Here is a 22,599-nt window from a genome sequence, read left to right on the forward strand (position 1 = left end):
ACCACCTGATCCCATCCCGAACTCAGCAGTGAAACGATGCATCGCCGATGGTAGTGTGGGGTTTCCCCATGTGAGAGTAGGTCATCGTCAAGATTCATTCCGAAACCCCTGTCTGCCCTGCAGACAGGGGTTTTGTCTTTTCAGGGACCTATCACCCTTTGTGGGGGCTGGCCTTGCCAGCGATGGGCTGCATAGCAGCCCCAGAACAGCCGCTGACTTACCTAGCTCTTCGCACCTTGCCAATGCGCCGCGCCTGCAACTTGCGCCACCAGATATACACCCCGGTCAACGACAGCACCGCAATCATCACCCCCAACACTGCAATCAACACCTGGCCGGTCATACCGATGATGCGTCCGCCGTGTATGGGTAACTGCAAGCGGTAAAAGCGCTCCCCCAGGGTGCCTTGCCCTGCTATCTCCTTGCCCAGCAAATGCCCGTCAGTCCCGTGAAAGAACAACCAGGACTTACCCTGGGCATCGGTATCATGTTGGCCAAAGCCCGCGCCATAGAAGTTGTACTCGAAGCTGTAGTACAGCTCGCCGATCGGCTCTGTCAGCCCCAGCCGCTGACCCTCCTGCTGGGCCAGCTGATAGGCCTGTTGATAGCTCAGCTGGGTAACCCCCAGTTGCTCCCTGGGCAGGGCGCCACGGGCTTCATAGACGCTTGGTTCGACCGGTGAAAACAGCGACACCGCTGGTTTGAACACCTGGGCCGGCAAGTTCATCGCCACGCTGCTGATCGCAATCGGCAGCAGCAATAGCCACAACCACAAACCGCCCGCCCTGTGGATATCCATGTTCAGCCGATAGGCGTGGCCGCCCTTGATCTTCCAGGCTTTTGCCCACTTGCCCCAGAACGGCCGACCACGGGGCAAGGTCAGCAGCACGGCGATAAAGCAGTCGATCACCCACATGATCGCCACCACGCCCATCAGCAGAATTCCCCAGTTGCCGGGCAGGGTCAGGCTGTAATGCAGCTCGAGCATGAACGGCATGAAGTTCTCTCGGGAGAAACAGCATTCGCCCCAGTAGCGCTGGGCCAGGGTCAGGCCGCTGACCGGATCGAGATAGAACACAGTGTTCTTCTCGGCATAGGGCTCACCGCTGGCGGGATCGTTGCGCGGCACCATGGCCAGCAGCGCCGCATGCCCGGGCTCGTTCGGGTACTCCATGTACCAGACCTGCAGCCGCGGGTGCTCGGCCTGCAACTTATCCACAAGCACCCCGGGTTGCTGGCGTTCACCCACAGCGGGGGCTTCGTAGAAGGACGGGTTTAGCCATTCGTCCAGTTCGTGATTGAAGGCCAGGACGCTGCCGGTAAGGCCGGCCAGAGCCAGGAACAGCGCGGTGATCAGGCCGAGGTAGCGGTGAAGCAGTACGTAAAGCTGACGCATGGGTAGAGGTCCGGAGTAAGCTCGCCAGATGCAACAAAGCCAGCGCCCGGAATCAGGTGCTGGCTTTGCCGTTCATGCAGGTGTGGTCAGAACTGGGAGCTGACCGTAGCGCTGACATTGCGTTCTTCGCCCATGTAGCAGTAACTCAGGCTGGCACAGGAGGCGATGTAGCTTTCATTGGTGAGGTTGTTGGCATTGAGCCGCACATCCACACCCTTGAGCCCGACCTTGCCCAGGTCATAGCCAACCGACGCGTCGAACAGGGTGTAGGAGGGCACCTTCATGGTGTTCTCGGCATCCACCCAGCTATAGCCGACATAACGCACACCGCCGCCCAGGCGCAGGCCGTCGAGGGCGCCCTGGCGGAAGTTGTAGTCAGCCCACAGCGAGGCCATGTGCCGCGGTGCCTGGGTTGGCGAGTTGCCCTTGTTGTCGAGGTCGCTGCCGAACAGCGTGCTTGGCATCGACTTGGCGTACTCGATATCGGTGAAGGTGTAGCTGCCGAGGACTTTCAGGTTGTCGGTGACCTGCATGTGGGCTTCCAGCTCCAGGCCCTGGGAACGGACTTGGCCTACAGGACGATAGAACTCTTCCTGCGGCAGCTTGGAGGCCAGGTTCTCTTGCTCGATGCGGAACACCGAAGCAGTAAACAGGTTGTCAGTGCCTGGCGGCTGGTACTTGATGCCGGCTTCCCACTGGGTGCCTTCGGTCGGCGCCAGTGGATTGCCCGCCTGGTCGGCGTAGGAGTTAGGGTTGAACGACTCGGAATAGCTGATGTATGGCGCAATGCCGTTTTCGAACAGATACAGCACACCGGCGCGGCCGGTCAGCTTGGTGCGCTGGTCGCTGATCCTGGTGCCCAGCGGGCGGCTGGCTTCGGTAATGCGGTTCTCATCCGAGGTCTTCACCCAGTCCTGGCGCAGGCCCAGAGAGAAGCGCCACTGGTCGAGCTCGATCAGGTCCTGCAGGTACACGCCGGTCTGCTGCAGCCGACGCAGGTAGCTGGTGGGGTTGTAGTAGGTGATTTGCGAGTTGCCGTATTGCGGGTCGAAGGCGTTGATCGGCGCCAGCGAGCCACTGCGCCAGTCGACCACGGTTTTGCGCCGCTGATAGTCCAGGCCCAGCAGGGTGGTGTGCTTGGCACTGCCGGTGAAGTATTCGGCCTGGAGCATGTTGTCGATGATGTACGCGTGCAGTTTTTCATCGCCGCCGGTGTAGTAGCGGTTCAGCTCGTTGCTGGTCGGCGAGGTCCAGCCCCAGGCATACACCTGGTCCATCTTCACCGTCGAATCCAGGTAGCGGAAGTTCTGCCGCGCGGTGAACACGTCATTGAAGCGGTGTTCGAACTGATAGCCGAACGACTGTTGGTCACGCTCGTAGCGGTCGACACCCGGCTCGCCTTCGAAAAAGTGATCGGAGATGCGCTGGCCATTGCGCTGGTGCAGCGCGCCATCGGCCGGCACGCCGCCGTGATAGCCGCCGTCGGGGTCGTGCTGCAGGTAGGCCTGCAGGGTCAGCGAGGTGTCTTCACTGAAGTTGATGCTGACGGTCGGGGCCAGGGCGAAGCGTTTTTCTTCGTTGTGGTCGAACTGGGTGTCGGACTGATCGGCCAGCCCCACCAGACGGTAGGCGATGCGCTTGTCATCATCCAACGGGCCGCTGAAGTCGAAACCGACGCCACGTTGGCCCTGGGTGCCAACGGTGGCCTGTACTTGATGGTAAGCCTCGTACAGCGGCTTCTTGCTGGTCAGGGCGACCAGGCCGCCGGGTGAGCTGCGGCCATAGAGCACCGAAGATGGCCCCTTGAGGATGTCCACGCGCTCAAGAAAGTACGGATCGACCTGCATGGTGCTGTAGGTACCGCTGTCACCCATGGACTTGAGGCCGTCCAGGTAGATGTTATCCACAGAGCCGTCGTTGAAGCCGCGCATGGCCACGTAGTCGTAGCGGTGGGTCGCGCCATAGGGGTTGGTCAGCACGCCGGGGGTGTAGCGCATGGCCTGGGCCACGGTCTGCGAGCCCTGGTCGTCCATTTGCTGACGGGTCACCACCGACACCGACTGCGAGGTTTCCAGAATCGGTGCACTGGTCTTGGTCGCAACCTGGCTGTGGGTGGCGTTGTAGCCTTCCATGCTGCCCAGGGCGTTACCCAGGGCGAACTCACGCACTTCGGTGCTAGGCAGCGACAGCGCGGCGTCCTGTGGCTGAGCTCGCAGCACATAGCTGCCGCCATCCTGGCTGACGGCCTCCAGGCCTGAACCATTAAGCAACTGGCGCAGCGCCTGGTCGGTGGCGTAGCTGCCCTGCAGGCCCGGCGATTGCAGGCCCTGGGTCATTTGCGGAGTGCTCGACAGGGTGATCTGAGCCTTGCGGGCGAACTGGTTGAGCACCTCATCCAGGGAGCCGGCGGGGATGTTGTACTGCTGGCTGACACTACCTGCTGGTGCCGCAAGTGCCATCGCCGGCACCGCGGTGATGCCCAGGGCGGTGCCGAGCAGCGCGGCGCGGATGGCCTTGCCGAGGATACTGCTACAGGCAGAATCTAAGACAGGTTGAAAATCATTCTTCTTGTTAAGCTGCAACAGGGGCAATGCATTACGCATGGAGAGCATCCGTAGAGTCGGTAAGGGCAGAAAGAGTCGCTTACTGTCCTAGCCGGACTCGTGGATAAAACCCGCCAAAAAAAATCACTTCAAGCCAGCCGGTCCAGGCGCACCCACCAGCGGGTGCGATAGCTGACCTTGACCGGCAGCGTTTGCGGCAGCAGTTGCAGCAGCTTGTCGGTGTCTTCCAGGCGGAACACACCTGACAGGCGCAAGTCGGCAATGTCGTCGGCGCAGCTGACATAGCCATGGCGATAGCGCCCGACTTCAGCAAGAAAATCACCCAGGCGCATGTCGCGGGTGACGATTAGCCCTTCGGCCCAGGCGCCGGCATCCATGTCCTGATTGTGCAGCAGGGTCGCGCCGCGAGCATCGAGGCGATAGCTCTGGCCGGCATGTATCCATTGCATAGGGCCTGGCAAGTGGATGGCGACGCTGCCCTGGCTGACGCTGACGCGGGTGCAGTCGTCGTCCTGACGCACCACGAAGCGGCCGTCGAAGCCTTGCAGCAAGGCTTCGCGGGTGCTGACCAGCAACGGTCGAGCCGGTGTGTTTGTGTCTTTGGCGCAGGTCAGCATCAACTCGCCGTGCTTGAGACGAATCAGGCGCTGATCGGCCTCAAAGGCAAGATCTGCGGCGCTGTTGGTGTTCAGTTGCAGCAACGAGCCATCGGGCAGGCGCACGCTGCGACGCTGGCCGGTGGCGCTGGCAACATCAGCAGTCCAGGGGCTGATTAACTGCAGGTCCTTGCCCAGCCAGGCTGCCGAGCCGAGCACCAGCACGCCGCTGAGCAGCTTCAGGGCCTGGCGTCGTTGCAGGCGCTGGCTGCTGTTCTCCAGGGTCTGCAAGGCCACACTGGCCCCTGGCACGGCGCGCAGGTTGAGTTCCTGCTGAAGCGATTGCACCCGCTGCCAGGCCAGCTCGTGTTCCTGATGGGCTGCGCGCCAGTGTTCGCATTGCTGCTGCAGGCGCGCGTTCTGGCCGCTTTCGCGCAGCTTGAGCATCCAGTGGATGGCTTGCTTGACCACGCGCGGGCCGGGGTTGAGGGTGGTCATCGCGGCTTATGCCTCTGACTCGTAGCGCAGCAAGTAGCACTGATAGAGCGCATCGGCCACGTAGCGCTCGACCGAACGCAGGGATACGCCCATCTGTTCGGCAATCTCCTTGTGGCTCAGGCCTTCGCACTGGGCCAGGAGAAACGCGCGACGCACTTTTGGCTTGAGGCCATCGAGCATCTGCGCGATGCCCTCGAGCAGCTCGAGCAGCAGTTCACGGGTTTCAAGCGAAGGTACTTCGGCCTCTGGCAAATGCGCCAGGGCTTCGAGGTAGGCGCGGTGCAGCTCCTCACGGCGCCAATGGTCGATCACCAGGCCGCGAGCGATGGTGCGCAGGAATGCCCGGGGGGCGTTCAGCTCAAGCAGTTCGCGCCGCTGCAACAGGCGCACGAAAGTGTCCTGGGCCAGGTCCGCGGCATCGGCGGCATTGCCCAGCTTGCTGCGCAGCCAGGTGTTCAGCCAGCCGTGGTGATGGCTGTAAAGCGTGTGCACGGACTCTCGAGAGGGCATGAAGGTGCGCTGCTGAAGGGGTCATAAATGATAATTAGTCTCATTGTTGGCATCCTTGGAATATTTTGCAACTGTTGATCAGGGCAAGCGCGCTCTTGCAGGAGCGCGCTTGCCCTGCGATCGTTTTTAACCCAGCAAATTCTTCACGTTGCCCATTGCCTCATCGGCAAATCCCTGCAAAAACGCCTGAAACCCTGGCAGTGCCTCGCTGCCGCCTTGCCACGGTTCTGCCTGGATGGTCCAGGTCGCCCGCGCCTGGCGCTCGCCCAGCGCCTCAACCTGCATCGCCGCCCACAAGTTGCCGATGTTCAGGCTGGTGTAGATCAGGCTCCAGGTCATGCACATGGCTTGGTCGTCGCGGCTGTTGAGCTGCTCGATGACCACGTTGCCGTCCTTGAACAGCTTCTTGCGCACCGAGCGCACGCCGCTGCCGGTCATCTCGATGTGCGCCAGGGCCGGGATGAACACCGGGAAGCCGGCAAAGTTGCCGACGATGTTCCAGACGCTGGCGGCATCGCTGGCGATGTCGACGCTGGCCACCACGCGGCAGCCTTCGGGGTTGTGGATAAGTGTGTCGGGTTGCAGTGCTTGCATGGTGTCTCTCCTGGTTGGGTTGAAGCTGCTCAGATGAAGGCGATGTCGTGCAGGTACTGGCAGCCGCGTTGCAGCAGCTGCGGGGTTTTTCTCGGGTAACGGGCGCCCATGCGCTGGACGCCGGCGCGGGCGTTGTCGTGCTGGATTCGCGAGGTGTCGCCGATGTCTTCCTCGAAGCCATCCAGGTAGAAACCCAGGACATCGAACAGGGCGTTGTCGCGATCGACCCGCTGCAACTGCCGTTGCCATTGCTCGACGCTGACCAGCTCGAACGGCCTGCCGCTATCGCGGAACACCGAGACGTAGTCGCGCCAGCTCAAGGGTTCGGGGTTATGCAGGTTGAACACCGCCTTTTCGGGCTGGTAACGGCTGCTGTGGAAGGTGATGAAGCGGGCGAGGAAATCCACCGGCATCAGGTCGAAGTTGAGCTCCAGCGCCGGTACCTGGCCGAGTTGCAGCGAGCCCTTGAGCATCAGCATCAACCGGTTGCGCTGGGGCTGGCAGATGCCATTGCGGCTGTCGAAAGTGATGTTGCCGGGGCGGTACAGGTTGACCCACACGCCCTGAGCGCGGGCGCGCTGAAGAATGCGCTCGCCCACCCATTTGCTCAGGTTGTAGCCGTTGCGAATGTAGATCGGCGGGGTGGCGGCCGGGTCTTGCTCGAGCACCTGGCCGTCGGCGTCGATGGCGCTGCATGCCGACAGGGTCGAGATGAAATTGAATATTTTCTTGCGCCGGCCTTCGCACAGGCGCAGGCACTCGATCAGCGGCTCGACGTTGTCGGCGGCCAGGCTGCGGTAATCCAGCACATGGTTGACCTGCGCGGCGTTGTGCAGCAGTGCGCCGTACTCGCTGTCGAGGTACTGGTATTCGGCCTCGGCCAGGCCCAGGCGCGGTTGGCGCAGGTCGGCGGCGAAGACTTTCACCCGGCTCATGTCCAGCCCCTGCAAGCCGTTCTCCGCCAGCGCTGCGGTAAAACGTTGCTCGGCTGACTGACTGGCATTGGCGCGTACCAGGCAGGCCACTTCGCTGGCGCCCCATTGCAGCAGCGCTTCGACCAGGTGCACGCCAAGAAAGCTGTTAGCGCCGGTGACGATCACTTTGTGCACATCGCCCAGCTGCGCCACTGGCAGCACCTGCAAGCCCAGTTCGCGGCAGGCGTCGCGTTCAGCTTGCGGGTCGAGGCCAGGCAGCTGTGCCTGCTCACCGCTGACCAGGGTGGCCAGGCGTTGCACCGTCGGCATCTCGATAAAGCGGTTGATTGCAATGCCGCGGCCAAACTGTTCGCGAATGGCCAGCAACAGACGTGACAACAGGATCGAATGACCGCCAAGGCTGAAGAAGCTGGCGTCGGTGGAAATGTCGTGCTCGGGTAGCTCCAGCAGCGCGCTCCACAGGCTGACCAGCTGCGCTTCGACCGCCGTTACCGGACCGAAGTGATGGTTGCTCGCTGCCAACTCCAGCGGCAGTGCGGCCAGCGCCTGGCGGTCAACTTTGCCGTTGGCGGTGTAGGGCATCCGCGCCAGTTGCTGATAGAAACCCGGGCGCATGTAGTCGGGCAGCGTTTGCTCGGCGTGCCGGCGCAGGGCCGCTTCGCTGTCATCACCGGTGGCTTGCGCGCAGAACGCCAGGATCCGCCGCTGGGCATCGATGACCACCGCGACCTGGCGGAACAGGCCGCTACTGCGCAGGGAGTGCTCGATCTCTTCCGGCTCGACCCGAAAGCCGCGGATCTTCACCTGGTTGTCGCGCCGGCCACAGAGCTCGATACCCGCGGCCGTCCATTTGCCGATATCGCCGGTGCGATACACACGCAGCGGGCTACCGTCAGCAAGTGTGAGGTTGAGGAAGCGCTCGTGGCTCAGGGCAGGATTGTTCAGGTAGCCCAGGCCAACGCCCGGCCCTGCGATGTACAGCTCACCGGGGCTGTTCTCGGCCACCGGTTGCAAGCCCTCGTCGAGGATCAGCACCCGGGTGTTGGCGATCGGGAAACCCAGGTTGCGATTGTTGTCGCCAGCGTGAAATACCCGGGTGGTGGCCAGTACGGTGGTCTCGGTCGGGCCATAGATATTGTGCAGTCGGCACTGCCCGCAAAGGCGTGCAATCACTTCCGGCTCGCAGACATCGCCCCCGGTGACCAGGTGCTTCAACCCCAGGGTTTGCTCGCGCGGCAAGATGCTTAGCAGCGCCGGCGGCAGGAAGGCATGGGTGACGTGCTGCTCGCGCATCAGTGCCAGCAATTGCAGCGGATCGCGGCGCTGGTCTTCAGTCGGCACCACCAGTTCGCCGCCGGCGACCCAGGTGGGCAGGATGTCCAGCAGCGAGGCGTCAAAGCCGATGGTTGAAAACTGCAGCGCACGGCTTTGCTGATCGAGCTGTACATGGGCGCTGTACCAGGCCTGGAAGTGGCTGAGGTTGCGCTGGCTGAGCAGCACGCCCTTGGGCTGGCCGGTGGTGCCCGAGGTGTAGATCGCCACGCACGGGGCATCTGGCGCCGGTCGCTGGCGCAGCAATGACGGCAACGGTTGCGCCAACGCTGCGGGCAACTGGCGCAGGTCCAGGCTTGGCACTGCCAGGTCATCCACCGGCACCTGACCGTCATGCAGCAACAGGCTGGCGCCGGCGTTCTTGAGGATGTAGCGCAGACGCTCGGCGGGGTGCGCCGGGTCCAGCGGCAAGTACACCGCCCCATAGCCGAATACCGCGAGCAGGCTGGCGTAGAGCGCTGCGGACTTGCCCATGCAAACGCCGATCACTGGCGGGTCAGCGGCAATAGCCAAGACGGCCATCAACTGCTGGATGGCGGCCGCCTGGGCGTGCAGCTGGGCATAACTGATGCGCTGGCCGTTGAGGTTAAGCGCAGGATGGTCGGCATGCCTATGCAGGCTCTTTTGCAGGCGCTCGATCAGCGGTACCTCGGCAGATGCGAGCAATGGCTGGTTTTCGTTCTGATTGAAGCGATGGAGCCATGCCAGTTGTTCCAACCAGTCGAGGCTTTGTTGCTGATCCTCCTGCCCGGGGAGGATGGAAGGCGCTTGCTGCAGGTGGTCGGAGTTTCGCGAGAAGCGGCTGACGTGCAGCGCGAGGGTTTCCTGCAGGCAGGCGATGGCCTGCCGGCGCAGTTGTTGACCATTGCCGGACACCTCCGGGGCCAGGCGCTGGCGATCGATCAGCCGCTGCGCGGTGGCAGTGCCGGTCCAGCACAACAGCTCGAGCGTCGGCAGTTCGCCAGCGCTTTGCAGGTAGAGCCCCAGGCGCAGGCTTAACAACGTGCAATCGCCCAGCCCGTGCCATTCGCTGGCACTCAGCGTCAGGCTGCCATCATCGATGAGCAACTGTGGCTGGCGCCATGGGCGTTGTTGCAAGGTCGCGGTGCTGTTCGCCAGGTAGGGCGCGTGACCGTGGTCGAGCAGTTCCTGGTGCAGCAAGGCCAGGGCGGGGCTGGCGCCGACCAGCAGTATTTCCAGGCGTCTCATGGCTCTCTCCTTGGTTCGCGCAGGTAGTGCGCCAGGGCGTGTTGCACGCAGGGCGAATCGAGCATCGAGCTGGCGCGAAACAGCCGCAGGATGTTGCCCAGCAGCGGATGCCGGTGATCGATCGGGTAGGCCATGGCCGTAACTTCCTGGCGCAGCGCTTGTCGCGCGGTCTCGCCGATCGGCAGGTGCTCGATCAGGCTGAAGTCGAAGCCTTTCTGGATGTCGTTGGTCAGGTACTGGGCGAGAAACACCGGCAGGATCTCGGCGATGCACTGGCGGTCCGCTTCCGGCGCGCTGTGCCAGTAGATACGCACCAGGCGCGCCCAGAAGGTTGAATGGCGACCCTCGTCGAGCAGGTGATCGGCCATCAGGCCCTTGACCGAGGGTTTGACCGTGTCGTCGCGGGCGAAGGCGGCGACATCGTCAGTCAGGGTGTTCTCGGCGATACCCACGCAGATCAGCTCCAGGGCGTCGCGCAGGTGCTCTGGCGCCAGCGCCAGGGCTGCGGGTATCGCCCGGCTCAGCTCGATCTCGCGGGGCAGGGCAATCGGCTCGATGCCGGTCAGGGCAATTGTCTGTTGCATGAAGTCCATAGCCACCAGGGCGTGGTAGTCCTCGTCGACCACCACGGTCATGGCGTCATAGCGACAGGCGAACGGAAAGCGAATGGCGAAGCGATCCTTGGCGATCCGCCGCGCCGTGCGGTCGACGATCTCGGTCTCGAAAATCACCACGTCGTTGATGAACTTGTACAGGCTCTGGGCCAGGGCGAAATCGCGCTGCTGCGGGCACTCGCGGACAAAGGTCTCGCTGAGCACCAGTGGTTGGCGGCTGAGCGGGTAGATCAGGCGCTGATCGTCCTCGACCAGGCGTCGTGGCCGGGTGCGGATGGTCGCCCGGCTCTCCCAGGCCTCGGCGAAGGAGTGGTAGTCGAGGGCGTTCATGCACTGGCCTCCGCGACGGTTTCACGCATCGACAGGCGCAGGCGGTCCCACAGAGCAATGCGGCTGTCGACGGCGGCAATGGCGGCTTCCAGCACCTGGCGCTGCTGCAGCGGGTCGCCCTTGACCAGCCGTGCCAGCAGGGCTTCGGCCGCTGGGCCGTGGTCTTCGGAGTCGACCTCAATATGCCGTTGCAGGTAATAACGGAAGGTCGGCGCCTGTTCGCCGGTGATGCCCCAGTCATCGAGGATGCGCTGGAACATGGTGGGAATGACGCTTTCGCGGCCATGCAGGAAGGCTGCTGCGACACTATGGGCCGGCGCTCCAAGGGCGGTCTCCAGGGTGTGGCAGACGAACTGCCGGGCGGCCTCGCTGGCACCTGCGTGCTGCAAGGCGCTGGCGTAGCCAACCCCTTCACGTTGCAGGCTGACGAAGCGCTCGATCGCCGCAGTGCTGGCGCCGACTTCGCGCATGGCGTCCAGGTACAGCTCGAAATGGCTGTAATGGCCTTGGCCGAGGCAGTCGTCTGACTCTTCGCCGAGCACGATCTCGTTGATCAGGCGGGCAGCGTGGGGGTCAAGCGGTGGTAGCCAGGGCAACTGGATACAGGTCAGCTCCTGCTGCAGGCGCTTGGTCAGCGACATGAAATCCCAGACGGCAAATACATGGGTTTCCATGAATCGTTGTAATACCGGCAAAGAGTCGATTTCGGAAAATATCGGGTGGGCGGCAAGTTCTGCTTTACGGCTGATAAGAAGCGAAGTCAAAGTATTCATGGGCTTTCCTTGTGTCTGGCTAACATCCGGTTAACGCCCTTTCATTGGCGGCGGCAAAGTTTTCAGTGGCCGAGCAGGGGCCTCGACTGAATAATTCGATAACAGCGCAATGGCGGGCATATCGATGCATTAGGCATCTTTTTCTTCGGTGAACGGGGCGCCTTTGGCTCAAGGTGGCCCGTGCCATTAAAAAGTTAGAACAACTTTCAAGTGCTCGGCAACAACTTTGTTAATTATATTTTCAGGGGCTATTTTTAAAATGTGAGTGGGTGAAATAAAACTTATCTAATTAGTTTTATTGGCATGTAAGTGCTCCTTCCGGCAACAAGTTGCCAGAATAAAAACTGCATGAGTGAATGCCTCACTCGGAGCACTAGAACGATGAAAGTCGGACCTGGTTGACTCTTGGGGGCAGCTGATCGATATCGGTCCTTGCCCGGCGCGAGGCTCCTTCTGCAGGTGTGCGATAGGCAGACGACCTGGCCCGCCTGACGGCGATCAGCGGTCGCTGCGCGGTAAGAGTGTGCCGAAAATGCAGGGGCCGCCATGGTTGGCTGAAACAGCAAGAGACAAATCAGGGGCGCGGACGCACCCCTGGAGGGCAGGGAATCACTGCGCTTGCAGGGCTCAGAGGCTGAGCAGGCCCAGGTGGGTGTTGATGATTTGAATCAGGCGCTGGTTGAGCAGCGGCGCATCGCCGGGTTCGTTGGGCAGTTCGATCAGCTCGATCTCCCGGCAGCTGTGGTCATGCCAACCCAGCATGCGCGGCAGCGAACCTGACGGATACAGGGCCGTGACTGGCACTTTCAGCCCGGCCGGTGCTTCGCTTGCATTTGCCAGAGGGCTGTCGCTGGACGAGACAAACAGGTGGCGGGTCTGCCCCGGGTGCAATTGCTCGCTGTGCCGGGCCAGGCTCAGAGCCAGGTGCGCCCCGGCACCCTGCCCGAACAGGGCGTGAGGTGTGCGCAGGTAGACCTGCAAGCGCTCGATCAGTGAGGCGATCAGCGCAGGGTTTTTTTGCAGGGGCAGTGATTGGACCGGATCACCGTACGCCAGCACGTTGACGGTCACCAGTTCGATATGGTCGTTGAGCGCCACCGACCAGGCGCGGTACTGGCTCAGGTGGTCCTGGCTGCAGGCTAGGCAGATCAGGCGGATCTGCGGTGGCTGGGCAGAGCCGGAGAGGGTTCTGCGCTGAAGTGTAGGAGCGTGCACTGCCTTTCCTTTCGCTCAAGGTGTGCCCCGAGCGCAATTGCTGCCATTAGCCGGGGTTGCCGGCTGTGGCTGTGGTTTCACTCTGTCGATTGTCGGCTCAGGTAGGCCTTGATCGCTTTCGCCCCGTTATTCAGGTGGCGCTCGAGAATCCTGATGGCGTCATCAACCGATTTGTCGTTAGCGGCGTCCACCAGGCCGATGTGATCATCCTGGGTGAGTTTGCCCAGGCCCATCGACGACAGGTGGAAGCGCAGGAAGCGCTCTTCTTCGTTGAGTTCGTTTTCAATCAGGCGCAGCAACTTCTGGTTGGGCGCCTTGCTGTACAGGGTCATGTGGAACAGGCGGTTCAGGCGCCCGATCTCGGCATGCCGGGTTTCAGTATCAAGCTGGACGATGTAGCTGCGCGCCAGGGCAATGTCCTCGGCGTCGAGCAAGGGGATCGACTGGCGTAGCGCTTCGGACTCGAGAATGACCCGCAAGGCATAGGTATCGACGGCATCTTCGCCGATCAGCGGCGCGACCACCGCGCCCTTGTGCGCCACCACCTGCAACAGCGACTGCGCTTCTAGCTGGCGCAGGGCCTCGCGGACCGGCATGCGGCTGACACCGAAGAGGGTCGCCAGCTCCTGTTGGCGCAAAGCCAGGCCAGGGGGCAGGCGGCCATCGAGGATGGCACTGCGCAGCCGCTCTTCAATCACACTACGCGCCAGGTGTGGCGGCACTTGTTCGCCACCCAGGATTTGGCTCAGGGGTCTGGTTTTTCCGGCCACGCTGTCTTTGCCTGAAGTCGAAGTGAAAAATTGGATCCAAGATCCAGCAACACTAGTTAGGGGAGGGTTACTTGTCAAATTGCGGTGTGCGCCACCCCTGATTTGTTAAGTAAACAGCAATCAACGGCCGCGTGCTTGCTATCGTGAAGGAAGTTTTTGTTCAAGGGAAGCCGGGTTGCAGCCCTTGCCGGACAGGGGGTTGCCCGTGGTCAACGGATTGCTGGCGCAATGATTGTAAGGTGCCATTGTTTTTTCCGGGTCGAGGCCGCACCATCGGCGTTTTTCCACAGGTCTGCGCGGATTATTCGCATTGGCGATACGTTGGGCTGTTCAATTGACCCTGCGCCGGCTTGGCCTGGCCGTGGTGCTCGGCTGCCTGCTGCTGGGTGGCTTGCAGGCCGATTGGGACTTCTCCCAGATCAGCCGCCGTGCCCAGACGTTGTACGGCCCCCTGGGGCCTGGCCAGGGCCGCATTGATGCCTGGCAGAACCTGCTGGCGACCCAGAAGCAGGGCAGCGAGGCCGAACGCCTGAAGGTGGTCAACCAGTTCTTCAACCAGCAGCTGCGGTATGTCGAAGACATCGACCTGTGGCGCGAAGTGGATTACTGGGCAACCCCGGTGCAATCGTTGATCAAGGGCGCCGGTGACTGCGAAGACTATGCTATTGCCAAGTATTTCAGCCTGCGCCGGCTCGGGGTCCCTGCCGAAAAACTTCGTATTACCTACGTCAAGGCCTTGCGCCAGAATCGCGCGCATATGGTCCTGACCTATTATTCAAGCCCGGAGGCCATGCCCCTGGTACTCGACAGCCTGATCGACGCGATCAAGCCGGCCAGCCAGCGGCCCGACCTGTTGCCGGTGTATTCCTTCAACGGTGAAGGCTTGTGGCTGACCGGTGCGGGTGGCAACAAGAAAGTGGGCGACACCAAGCGCTTGTCGCGCTGGCAGGATCTATTGAAGAAGATGCAGGCCGAAGGTTTCCCCGCCGAGCCGGCTTACTGAAGGAGCACAGATGTCACTGTTCAAACAATTGCTGCTTGCCATCTGCCTTTTCCTGGTAGTCGCCTTCAGCGGCAGCTTCATGGTCAGCCTGGAGAGCTCGCGCAGCCAGTACGTCAACCAGCTGCGCTCCCACGCCCAGGACGCCGCCACGGCACTGGCGCTGTCGCTGACGCCAAATATCGACGACCCGGCGATGGTCGAGCTGATGGTCAGCTCGATCTTCGACAGTGGTTACTATTCGAGCATTAAGGTCATCGACACGGCCTCCAATGCTCTGCTGGTAGAACGCCACGCCGAACCCGATGCCAACGGTGTGCCGGCCTGGTTTATCCGCCTGATCGGCCTGGAAGCGGCCGGCGGCGATGCCATCGTCAGCCGCGGCTGGCAGCAGGCGGCACGGGTCGAGGTGGTCAGCCATCCGATGTTCGCCCTGGCCAAACTCTGGCAGAGCGCCCTGGGCAGCCTCGGCTGGCTGCTGCTGTGTGGCGCCTTGAGTGCAGTGCTCGGCGCCTTGCTGCTGCGTCGCCAGCTCAAGCCGCTGGACTACATGGTGGCGCAGTCCCACGCCATTGCCCGGCGTGAATTCCTCAGCCTGCCGGATTTGCCGCGTACCCCTGAACTGCGTCGGGTCGTGCAGGCCATGAACCAGATGGTCGAGAAGCTCAAGGCGCTGTTCAAGGAGCAGGCCGAACGCAGTGAAAAGCTGCGGGTCGAGTCGTATCAGGACAGCCTCACCGGCCTTGCCAATCGTCGTTATTTTGAAATGCAGCTCAACGCCCTGGTCAGCAACCTTGAGGAGGCACGCCCGGGCTACCTGCTGTTGCTGCGGGTCAAGGACCTGGCCGGGCTCAACCAGCGCCTCGGCGGCCAGCGCACCGACCAGTTGCTGCAGGCGGTCGGCCAGCAACTGCAGCGTACTTGCGCCAACTACCCGGAAACCAACAACCTGATCACCCGTAGCCGCGGTGGCGAGTTCGCCGTGCTGGCGCCGGGCTTGGTGCATGAGGAGGCAATCCAGCTGGCCCAGGCCCTGGAAGTGACCCTGCAGAGCCTGGCCGATACCGGTGCCAGCGATGTGACCCCGGTCGCCTGCATCGGCATGGCGCCCTACAACCCGGGCGACGAGCCGCAGGCGTTGCTCAAGCTGGCCGACGAAGCCCTGGCCCGCGCCGAGAGCCAGCTGGAACCGGGCTGGGTGTGCCTGGAGCAGGGCACCGCGCCGCAAGCCGGCGATACCCACCACGCCTGGCATACCCTGCTGGACGAAGCCCTGCAGCAGGGGCGCTTCCAGTTGTTCTTCCAGCCGGTGGTGGCTTGTGAAGCGCCGGAGCGCGTGCTGCATTACAAGGTGATTTCGCGGGTGCTCGATGCCCAGGGCCAGGCCATTGCCGCCGGGCGCTTCCTGCCGTGGCTGGAGCGCTTTGGCTGGTCGGCGCGGCTCGATGTACTGATGCTCGAGCAGGTGCTCAAGCACATGCACACCCACAAGGAAGCCCTGGCCCTGAACCTGTCGGCAGCGACCCTGGCCGACCCCAAGGCATTGCAGCGGGTCTATGACCTGCTTGGCCAGAACGCCGTACTCGGCCCGCGCCTGACCCTGGAGATCGGCGAAGAGCAACTGCCGGAGCAGGCCGTGCTCGAGCAGCTCACCCGGCGCCTGCGGGCGCTGGGCTTCAGCCTCAGCCTGCAGCGCTTCGGCGGGCGTTTCAGCATGATCGGCAACCTGGCGCACCTGGGCCTGGCCTACCTCAAGATCGATGGCAGCTACATCCGCGCCATCGACCACGAACGGCACAAGCGCCTGTTCATCGAGGCGATCCAGCGCGCAGCGCACAGCATCGACTTGCCGCTGATTGCCGAGCGGGTCGAAACCGAAGGTGAGCTCAAGGTATTGCGCGAGATGGGTATTCAGGGGGTTCAGGGGCGACTGGTCGGCGAGCCGGCACCCTGGCGTTGAGGCAAGCGCCTGCAGGCCCGCAACGGGCCTGCAAGGCTTAGATCAGGCCGCCGTTTTCTTCACTGTCATCGATCAGATTGGTCAGGCCGCCCAGCACCTGGCGGGCGTTGGAGCGGCTGAGCAGTTTGGCCTGGGCGCCGGGTGGCAGGTCGGTGATGCTGATCACGCCTTTGGTGGTCAGCACTTCGATCAAATCTTCGAGCACCCGGATCATGTCCAGGTCACTCTGCTTGAGCTGCTTGAGGCTGTTCTCGACCACGTCGTCGGCAAACCACTCCTGGACCTCTGCATGGTCGGCCGGGAGCATCTCCGTGTATTCGGCGTAGGGTGCGGCCTCTACCCGGACCAGTTGGCCCTGTGCATCGCGTTGCACGTAGAACATGGGGTATCCCTCTGAATGTCAGTCCGTATCCGCAGTCAGCAGCATAGGCCAAGCTGGCCGGGCGTGTAGCCCGGGCGAGCGAGTATGCGCTGTGAATACGGTGCAGGCAAAGCCCGCAGCACCGCGCCAGCCCCGGGAGGGCTGGCGCAGGCCGTGGATCAGCTGTTGGAGTGGTCGATCTTGATGGTCGGGTCGGCGCCGGTTACCAGCGAGTTGATCGTGGTATTGGCCCAGTTGACCCCTTCCAGCTTGATCGTCACATCGGCATTGGCCAGGCCGCCTGTGGCATTGAGCTTGCCTTCGGAGCTGACCTGCAGCGTCGACTCGCCGTTGACCGTGGTGATCTTCAGGTAGTTGTCGATGGTGCTGGCCTTTTCGCCCTGGAGCAGGTCGCTCAGGTCCAGACGGTCACCTTCGGCAGCCTTGAAGTCCTTGATCACGTCCTTGCCGGTGTCGCCGGCCTTCCACACGAAGGTGTCGGCACCGCTGCCACCGATCAGGATGTCATCGCCCTTGCCGCCAATGAGGATGTCGTTGCCTTCACCGCCCAGCAGTGTGTCGTTGCCGGTACCACCGAGCAGGATGTCATTGCCCTTGCCGCCATCGAGGTAGTCGTTGCCACCCTGGCCGAAGAGAATGTCGTTGCCGTCGCCACCGATAAGGATGTCGGCGCCATCGTTGCTGCGCGATACATCGAACTCGCTGACATGCTCGCTGATGTACTGGTGCAGCACACGGCCATCGACGTCACCCAGGGCTACGCCCAGCTTGCCGGCCACGTAGGCCTGCATGGCCTCGACACCGTTGCCGGCGATCGAGTCGAAGCTGACTAGGTCGCCGAACAGGATGTCGTGGCCGTCGCCGCCGCTGACCGTATCGTTGCCCGGCTTGGTGGCCTCGGTGTGTCCGAGGATCGCCTCGGCCAGCTTGCTCGGGTCGATGTTGGTCTGCGGCTTGCCGTCACTGTCGAACGGCTTGAGGTCGTTGACGTTGACGCCGCTGTTGAGGCCGATGGCTTCGACGCTGGACAGCCCGCTGAGGATCTTGAAACCGTCCAGCGAGTTGTTCCAGGTGTCGTTGCTGGTGCCATTGCCCCAGCCGGAACGGCTGGACAGCTCGAAGGTGCCGTCGCCCTGGGCACGGATGGTGCCCGAGGTCGAGGTGTACCAGCTGCCGTAGTACTTGTACTGGGCATAGAGGTTACCGTCGGCGTCGATACTGACCCGGTTGTTGCTGTCCAGCTGGTAGCGGTTCAGCGTGTCACCTGGCTTGTAGTTGATCGCCTGGAGGAAGCTGTCCAGGGTCCAGCCGGAGTTGGCCAGCTGCGGGTTGCCTTGCTCGTTGGCCTGGTGGTAGGTCGGTTGGCCGTCGGTAATGAAGAACGTCTGGTTGCTACCGGTATTGCCGGCATTCTTGAGGTTCTGGAACCAGTTGGCGGTGGTCTTGAAGGCGTCCTCATAGTTGGTGCCGCCGTCGGAGTACATGGCCTTGAGCGCATCCTTGAGCGCTTGCAGCGAGCCGGCATCGGACAGGTTGACCGAGACCGACTTGTTGACCTGGCTGGAGAAGTCCACCAGCAGGATGTTCACGGTACCCGATTGCGCACCCTTGACGCTGTTGGCCAGGGTGTCGAACACCGACTGCAGGGACTTCTGCGCAGCGTCGACACCGGCGGCTTTCATACTGCCAGAGGTATCGACGATGAACGCCAGGTTGTAGTCCTGCCCCGGTACCACGTGCAGGCCGTTGACGTCGGCGACGACGATGTCGTTGCCGGTGCCAAGCTCGCGGCTGTCGTTCTCGGCCGTCAGGTTGCTGGTGGTGTAGGTATCCGGGTAAACGGTGACCTTGATGGTGCTCTGGGTGAAGTCGGTGCTGCCGTTGGCCTTCTCGGTTGCCCGCGAAGTGACGGTCACATCGAACTGACCCTGGTAGTAGGCTGGCGGCTTGATGCTCAGGCCGTTGAGGTTCCAGCCGGTGACATCGACTTCGCCCTTGCCGACGGTGACAGTGTGGCCGGCGCCATCGCTCAGCACCGAGCCTGCCGGAATGCCGCCGAGCTTGACGTTGAGGGTTTCCGAGCCATCGGTGTCGGTGAGGTTGGTGGAGATACCGACCAGTTTGACGGTGCCGTTCTCGGCGCCTTCATTGAGCTTGTAGCCCTGGTAGTATCCCTCGCCGTTGGCACCGTGCAGCTCGCCAACGGTAACCCCGGCGTTGGTCAGCTCGTTCACGCCCGGGTACATCGGGATGTTGGCGTTGCTCAGGTCGACCGGGGTGCTGCCGTTGACCGACAGGTTGACGTCATAGCTGCCCGGGCCGCTCTGGTTGGCGTGGTAGATGTCCAGGGTGTAGTAGCCGCTGATGGTCGGCTTGAACGAACCACTGATCGCACCGCCTGCGCCCCAGGTCGCCTGGGCCACATTCTTGCCGCCGATGGTGATCAGCAGGCTGTCATCGCCGACACCGCTGAAGCTGTAGGTCTTGCCCGCTTCGAGGTAGATCAGGCCGGACGTCTTCGAGCCCGAGCCACCGACGACGCTGGCGTCCGACTGGGCGTTGGTCACCAGCGAACTGCTGTTGGCCTTGCCCGAGTTGTCGAACACGGTTTTCAGCGCATCGCCGGTGATGCCGTTGCCGTTGGTGCCCAGGCCGCTGAGGCTGTTCCAGGTCTCTTTGACCAGGCCGATCGAGTTGACGTTGTTGCTGCCGATGTTCAGGTCAGGCTTGTCGGCCACAGGGGTGATATCGACCTTGATGGTGGCTTCGTTGCCCAGGCCCTGGCCGTCGGTTGGCTTGAACTTGATCTGTGCGTAGTCGGCTTCTTTGTTGCCGACGCCGGTACCGCCGTTGGCATCGATGCCCGACTCGTTGCGATCCGGTACGAACTTCAGCTTGCCGGCGTCGATGTCAGCCTTGCTGAAGACCTTGCCAGCGTCCGCAGCGGTCAGGGTTTTCCAGACGTTGCCATCCTTGTACTGCAGCACGCCATCGGCAGGCAGCTTGGTGATGGTCAGGCCCAGGTTGGCCGCCGGGGTGTCGGCATCGGTGATGCCGAAGTTGGCCCAGCTCAGCACCAGGTCGGTATCTTCGGTACCCGTCACGGCGCCGCCCGCGGCAACCGGCGCCTCGTTGCTGACGATGGTGGTGGTGACACTGCCAGCGCTGCCGCTGATCGCCAGGTTCTCGAAGTTGCCGCCGGTGGCCGAGTCGATCTTCACGGTGAAGTTCTCGGCGCTCTCGGCAATGCCGTCGCGGATGATCGGCACGCTGAAGGTACCGGTGTTGCTACCGGCCTTGATCACCACGGTGGCCACGCCGGTGTAGTCCGCACCATTGGTGGCGGTGCCGGTGTAGCTCAGCTTGATGACCACATCGGTTTGCGCCTTGCTGGTCAGGCTTACGGTGTAGTTGGCCGAGTCACCTTCGGCCACCGAGGTGGTGCCGCTGATGCTGAGGGTGGTGGTGTCGACGGTATCGGTCACCTGGGTGACGGCTGGCTGCTTGCTGATTGCCAGGTCTTCGAAGTTGCCACCGCTGGCGCCGGTAATGGTCGCGTTGACACTGCCTGCGTCGATGTACACGTCATCCGCTGGCGCCGGCACGCTGGTGGTGCCGGTGGTCTTGCCGGCCTCGATGGTGATCGTCGCACCGTTGCTCAAGGTCACGGTGACCGCGGTCTGCGCCTTGTTGCTCAAGGTTGCGGTGTAGACGATGTTGCCACCTTCGGCGACCGATGGCGTGGCGCTCAGGGTCAGGTTGGTGGTGTCGATGGTGTCGGTGACGCTGGTCACGGCGGACGAGCCGTCGACCTTTAGTTCTTCGAAGTCACCACCGGTGCTGCCGGTGATTTTCGCACTGACGCTACCCGCATCGATGTACACATCATCGCCAGGGGCGGCGATGGTTACCTTGCCTTCGGTCTGGCCCTTGGCAATGGTGATGGTCTCACCGTTGCTCAGGGTCACCTTCATCTCGGTGCCCGCCGGGTTGCTCAGCTTGGCCACGTAAGTGATCGAGCCACCTTCAGCCACGGTCGGCGTCGCGGTCAGGGTCAGGCTGGTGGAGTCCTTGGTGCCCGGGCCGTCGGTGACGGTGGTGCTGGTGTTGCCAGTGCTGACCAGTTTTTCGTAGTTGCCGCCGGTGGTGCCGGTGATGCTGTTGGTCAGGGTCGGATTGGTGGTGTGCACGTTGTTTGGCGCAACGTAGTCCACGGTGCCGGAGCTGGAACCCACAGGGATGGTGATCTGCTGACCGTTGGCCAGGTTGATCACCAGGTCGGAGCCGGTTACAGGCGCGCTGACTTTGGCGGTATAGGTCACCACGCCGCCTTCGACCACACTGTTGCTGCTGGCGGTCAGGGTCACGGTACTGGTGTCGATGGTGTCGGTGACGTTGGTCACTGCCGGCACGTTGCTCACAGTCAGCTGCTCGAAGTCGCCACCGGTGGTGTTGGTGACGGTCACGCTCAGTTTGCCGGCGTCGACGTAGACGTCATCGCTCGGCGCATTGATGGTGATCTTGCCTTCGGTTTGGCCCTTGGCGATGGTGATCACTTCACCGTTGCTCAGGGTCACCTTCATCTCGGTGCCGGCCGGGTTGGTCAGCTTGGCCACGTAGGTGATCTTGCCGCCTTCAGCCACGGTGTCGGTAGCCGTCAGCGACAGGCCGGTGTTGTCCTTGGTACCCGGGCCGTCGGTGACGCTGACGGTGGTGTTGCCGGTGGTTTCCAGCTTCTCGTAGTTGCCGCCGGTAGTACCAGTGATGCTGTTGGTCAGGGCAGGGTTGGTGGTGTGCACGTTGTTTGGCGCAACGTAGTCCACGGTGCCGGTGCTGGAACCCACAGGGATGGTGATCTGCTGACCGTTGGCCAGGCTGATCACCAGGTCGGAACCGGTAACCGGCGCGCTGACTTTGGCGGTGTAGGTGACCACGCCGCCTTCGACCACGCTGTTGGTGCTGGCGGTCAGGGTCACGGTGCTGGTGTCGATGGTGTCTTTGACGTCGGTAACTGCCGGGGTGTTATCCACAGCCAGTTTCTCGAAGTCGCCACCGGTGGTGCCAGTGACCGTCACGCTCAGCTTGTCGGCGTCGATGTACACATCGTCGCTTGGGGCATCAATGGTGATCTTGCCTTCGGTCTGGCCCTTGGCGATGGTGATCACTTCACCGTTGCTCAAGGTCACTTTCATCTCGGTGCCGGCCGGATTGGTCAGCGTCGCGGTGTAAGTGATCGACCCGCCTTCGTTGACCGTTGGAGTCGCGGTCAGCTTGAGGTTGGTGGTGTCGTCGGTGCCTGGGCCATCAGTAACGGTAGTAACCGGGTTGCCGGCAGTGTCCAGCTTCTCGTAATTACCACCGGTGGTGCTGGTGATGCTGTTGGTCAGGTCCGGGTTGGTGGTGTGCACGTTGTTTGGTGCAACGAAGTCCACAGTGCCGGAGCTCTGGCCGACTGGGATGGTGATCTGTTGGCCGTTGGCCAGGTTGATCACCAGCGCGGAGCCGGTAACCGGAGCTGTAACCGAAGCGGTGTAGGTGACTACGCCACCTTCAGTCACGCTCGGCGTCGCGGTCAGGGTGACGGTCGAAGTGTCGATGGTGTCAGTCACTTCGGTCACGGCCGGAGTGTTATCCACAGCCAGCTTCTCGAAGTCGCCACCGGTGGTGCCGGTGACTGTGACGCTGACTTCACCGGCATCGACGTACACGTCGTCTTCTGGTGCGGGGACAGTGATGCTGCCTTCAGTCTGACCCGCAGCGATGGTGATGACTTCACCATTGCTCAGAGTGACTTTCATCTCGGTGCCGGCTGGGTTGGTCAGCGTGGCGGTGTAGATGATGTCGCCGCCTTCGGCGACGGAGCCGGTGGCGGTCAGCTTCAGACCAGTAGTGTCGTCAGTACCTGGGCCATCAGTAACGGT

Annotated in this window: 14 protein-coding genes and 1 rRNA gene; 3 read left to right on the plus strand and 12 right to left on the minus strand. The window is 62.5% G+C overall.

Going from position 1 to position 22,599, the window contains the following annotated elements:
- Nucleotides 1–93, plus strand: a 5S ribosomal RNA gene (gene rrf, locus ABIE20_RS27210); the annotation flags it as partial.
- Between the two features lie 124 nt (nt 94–217).
- On the opposite strand, the gene ABIE20_RS27215 is transcribed toward rrf, so the two are convergent.
- The 10 genes from ABIE20_RS27215 to ABIE20_RS27260 form a co-directional block, all read right to left on the minus strand.
- Entirely contained in the window at nt 218–1,396 is a 1,179-nt protein-coding gene (locus tag ABIE20_RS27215) for a PepSY-associated TM helix domain-containing protein (protein WP_429508625.1), read from the minus strand.
- A gap of 86 nt (nt 1,397–1,482) precedes the next feature.
- On the minus strand, nt 1,483–3,855 hold the full coding sequence (locus ABIE20_RS27220) for a TonB-dependent siderophore receptor (RefSeq protein WP_429508642.1): 2,373 nt from the start codon (nt 3,853–3,855) through the stop codon (nt 1,483–1,485).
- Between the two features lie 233 nt (nt 3,856–4,088).
- On the minus strand, nt 4,089–5,054 hold the full coding sequence (locus ABIE20_RS27225; RefSeq protein WP_429508626.1) for a FecR domain-containing protein: 966 nt from the start codon (nt 5,052–5,054) through the stop codon (nt 4,089–4,091).
- A gap of 6 nt (nt 5,055–5,060) precedes the next feature.
- Entirely contained in the window at nt 5,061–5,564 is a 504-nt protein-coding gene (locus tag ABIE20_RS27230) for a sigma-70 family RNA polymerase sigma factor (protein ID WP_429508627.1), read from the minus strand.
- A gap of 126 nt (nt 5,565–5,690) precedes the next feature.
- A complete protein-coding gene (locus ABIE20_RS27235) occupies nt 5,691–6,158 on the minus strand; it encodes an SRPBCC family protein (protein ID WP_429508629.1) in 468 nt (155 codons plus the stop codon).
- Nucleotides 6,159–6,187: 29 nt separating this feature from the next.
- Nucleotides 6,188–9,634: an amino acid adenylation domain-containing protein gene (locus tag ABIE20_RS27240; RefSeq protein ID WP_429508630.1), complete on the minus strand. Its 3,447-nt coding sequence runs from the start codon at nt 9,632–9,634 to the stop codon at nt 6,188–6,190.
- Nucleotides 9,631–10,578, minus strand: coding sequence for a diiron oxygenase (locus tag ABIE20_RS27245; RefSeq protein WP_429508632.1), 948 nt, complete (start codon nt 10,576–10,578; stop codon nt 9,631–9,633). Before ABIE20_RS27245 ends, ABIE20_RS27240 begins: the two co-directional genes overlap by 4 nt.
- On the minus strand, nt 10,575–11,351 hold the full coding sequence (locus ABIE20_RS27250) for a DUF3050 domain-containing protein (protein WP_429508634.1): 777 nt from the start codon (nt 11,349–11,351) through the stop codon (nt 10,575–10,577). Before ABIE20_RS27250 ends, ABIE20_RS27245 begins: the two co-directional genes overlap by 4 nt.
- A 627-nt stretch (nt 11,352–11,978) precedes the next feature.
- The gene (locus ABIE20_RS27255) at nt 11,979–12,566 is read right to left on the minus strand and encodes a thioesterase domain-containing protein (protein WP_429508636.1); all 588 of its coding nucleotides are present in this window, start codon (nt 12,564–12,566) and stop codon (nt 11,979–11,981) included.
- Nucleotides 12,567–12,643: 77 nt separating this feature from the next.
- The gene (locus ABIE20_RS27260) at nt 12,644–13,336 is read right to left on the minus strand and encodes a GntR family transcriptional regulator (RefSeq protein WP_429508637.1); all 693 of its coding nucleotides are present in this window, start codon (nt 13,334–13,336) and stop codon (nt 12,644–12,646) included.
- 310 nt (nt 13,337–13,646) lie between these two features.
- Here ABIE20_RS27260 and lapG point away from each other — a divergent pair, with 310 nt between their 5' ends.
- Together lapG and lapD are read left to right on the plus strand one after the other, a co-directional pair.
- Nucleotides 13,647–14,339 (plus strand): cysteine protease LapG, encoded by a 693-nt coding sequence (gene lapG / locus ABIE20_RS27265; RefSeq protein WP_429508638.1) that lies wholly within the window; start codon nt 13,647–13,649, stop codon nt 14,337–14,339.
- Nucleotides 14,340–14,349: 10 nt separating this feature from the next.
- Entirely contained in the window at nt 14,350–16,296 is a 1,947-nt protein-coding gene (lapD, locus tag ABIE20_RS27270; RefSeq protein ID WP_429508640.1) for a cyclic di-GMP receptor LapD, read from the plus strand.
- A 37-nt stretch (nt 16,297–16,333) separates the two neighbouring features.
- Here lapD and ABIE20_RS27275 read toward each other — a convergent pair whose 3' ends face one another.
- Together ABIE20_RS27275 and ABIE20_RS27280 are read right to left on the minus strand one after the other, a co-directional pair.
- Nucleotides 16,334–16,678, minus strand: a complete 345-nt coding sequence (locus ABIE20_RS27275; protein ID WP_045197926.1) for a hypothetical protein — start codon at nt 16,676–16,678, stop codon at nt 16,334–16,336.
- A 158-nt stretch (nt 16,679–16,836) separates the two neighbouring features.
- Nucleotides 16,837–22,599 (minus strand): immunoglobulin-like domain-containing protein (locus ABIE20_RS27280; RefSeq protein WP_429508641.1); only part of this gene is annotated, 5,763 nt, incomplete at its 5' end.

Origin of the sequence: Pseudomonas sp. 2835, assembly GCF_050435905.1 — a bacterium.
Classification (GTDB): Bacteria; Pseudomonadota; Gammaproteobacteria; order Pseudomonadales; family Pseudomonadaceae; genus Aquipseudomonas.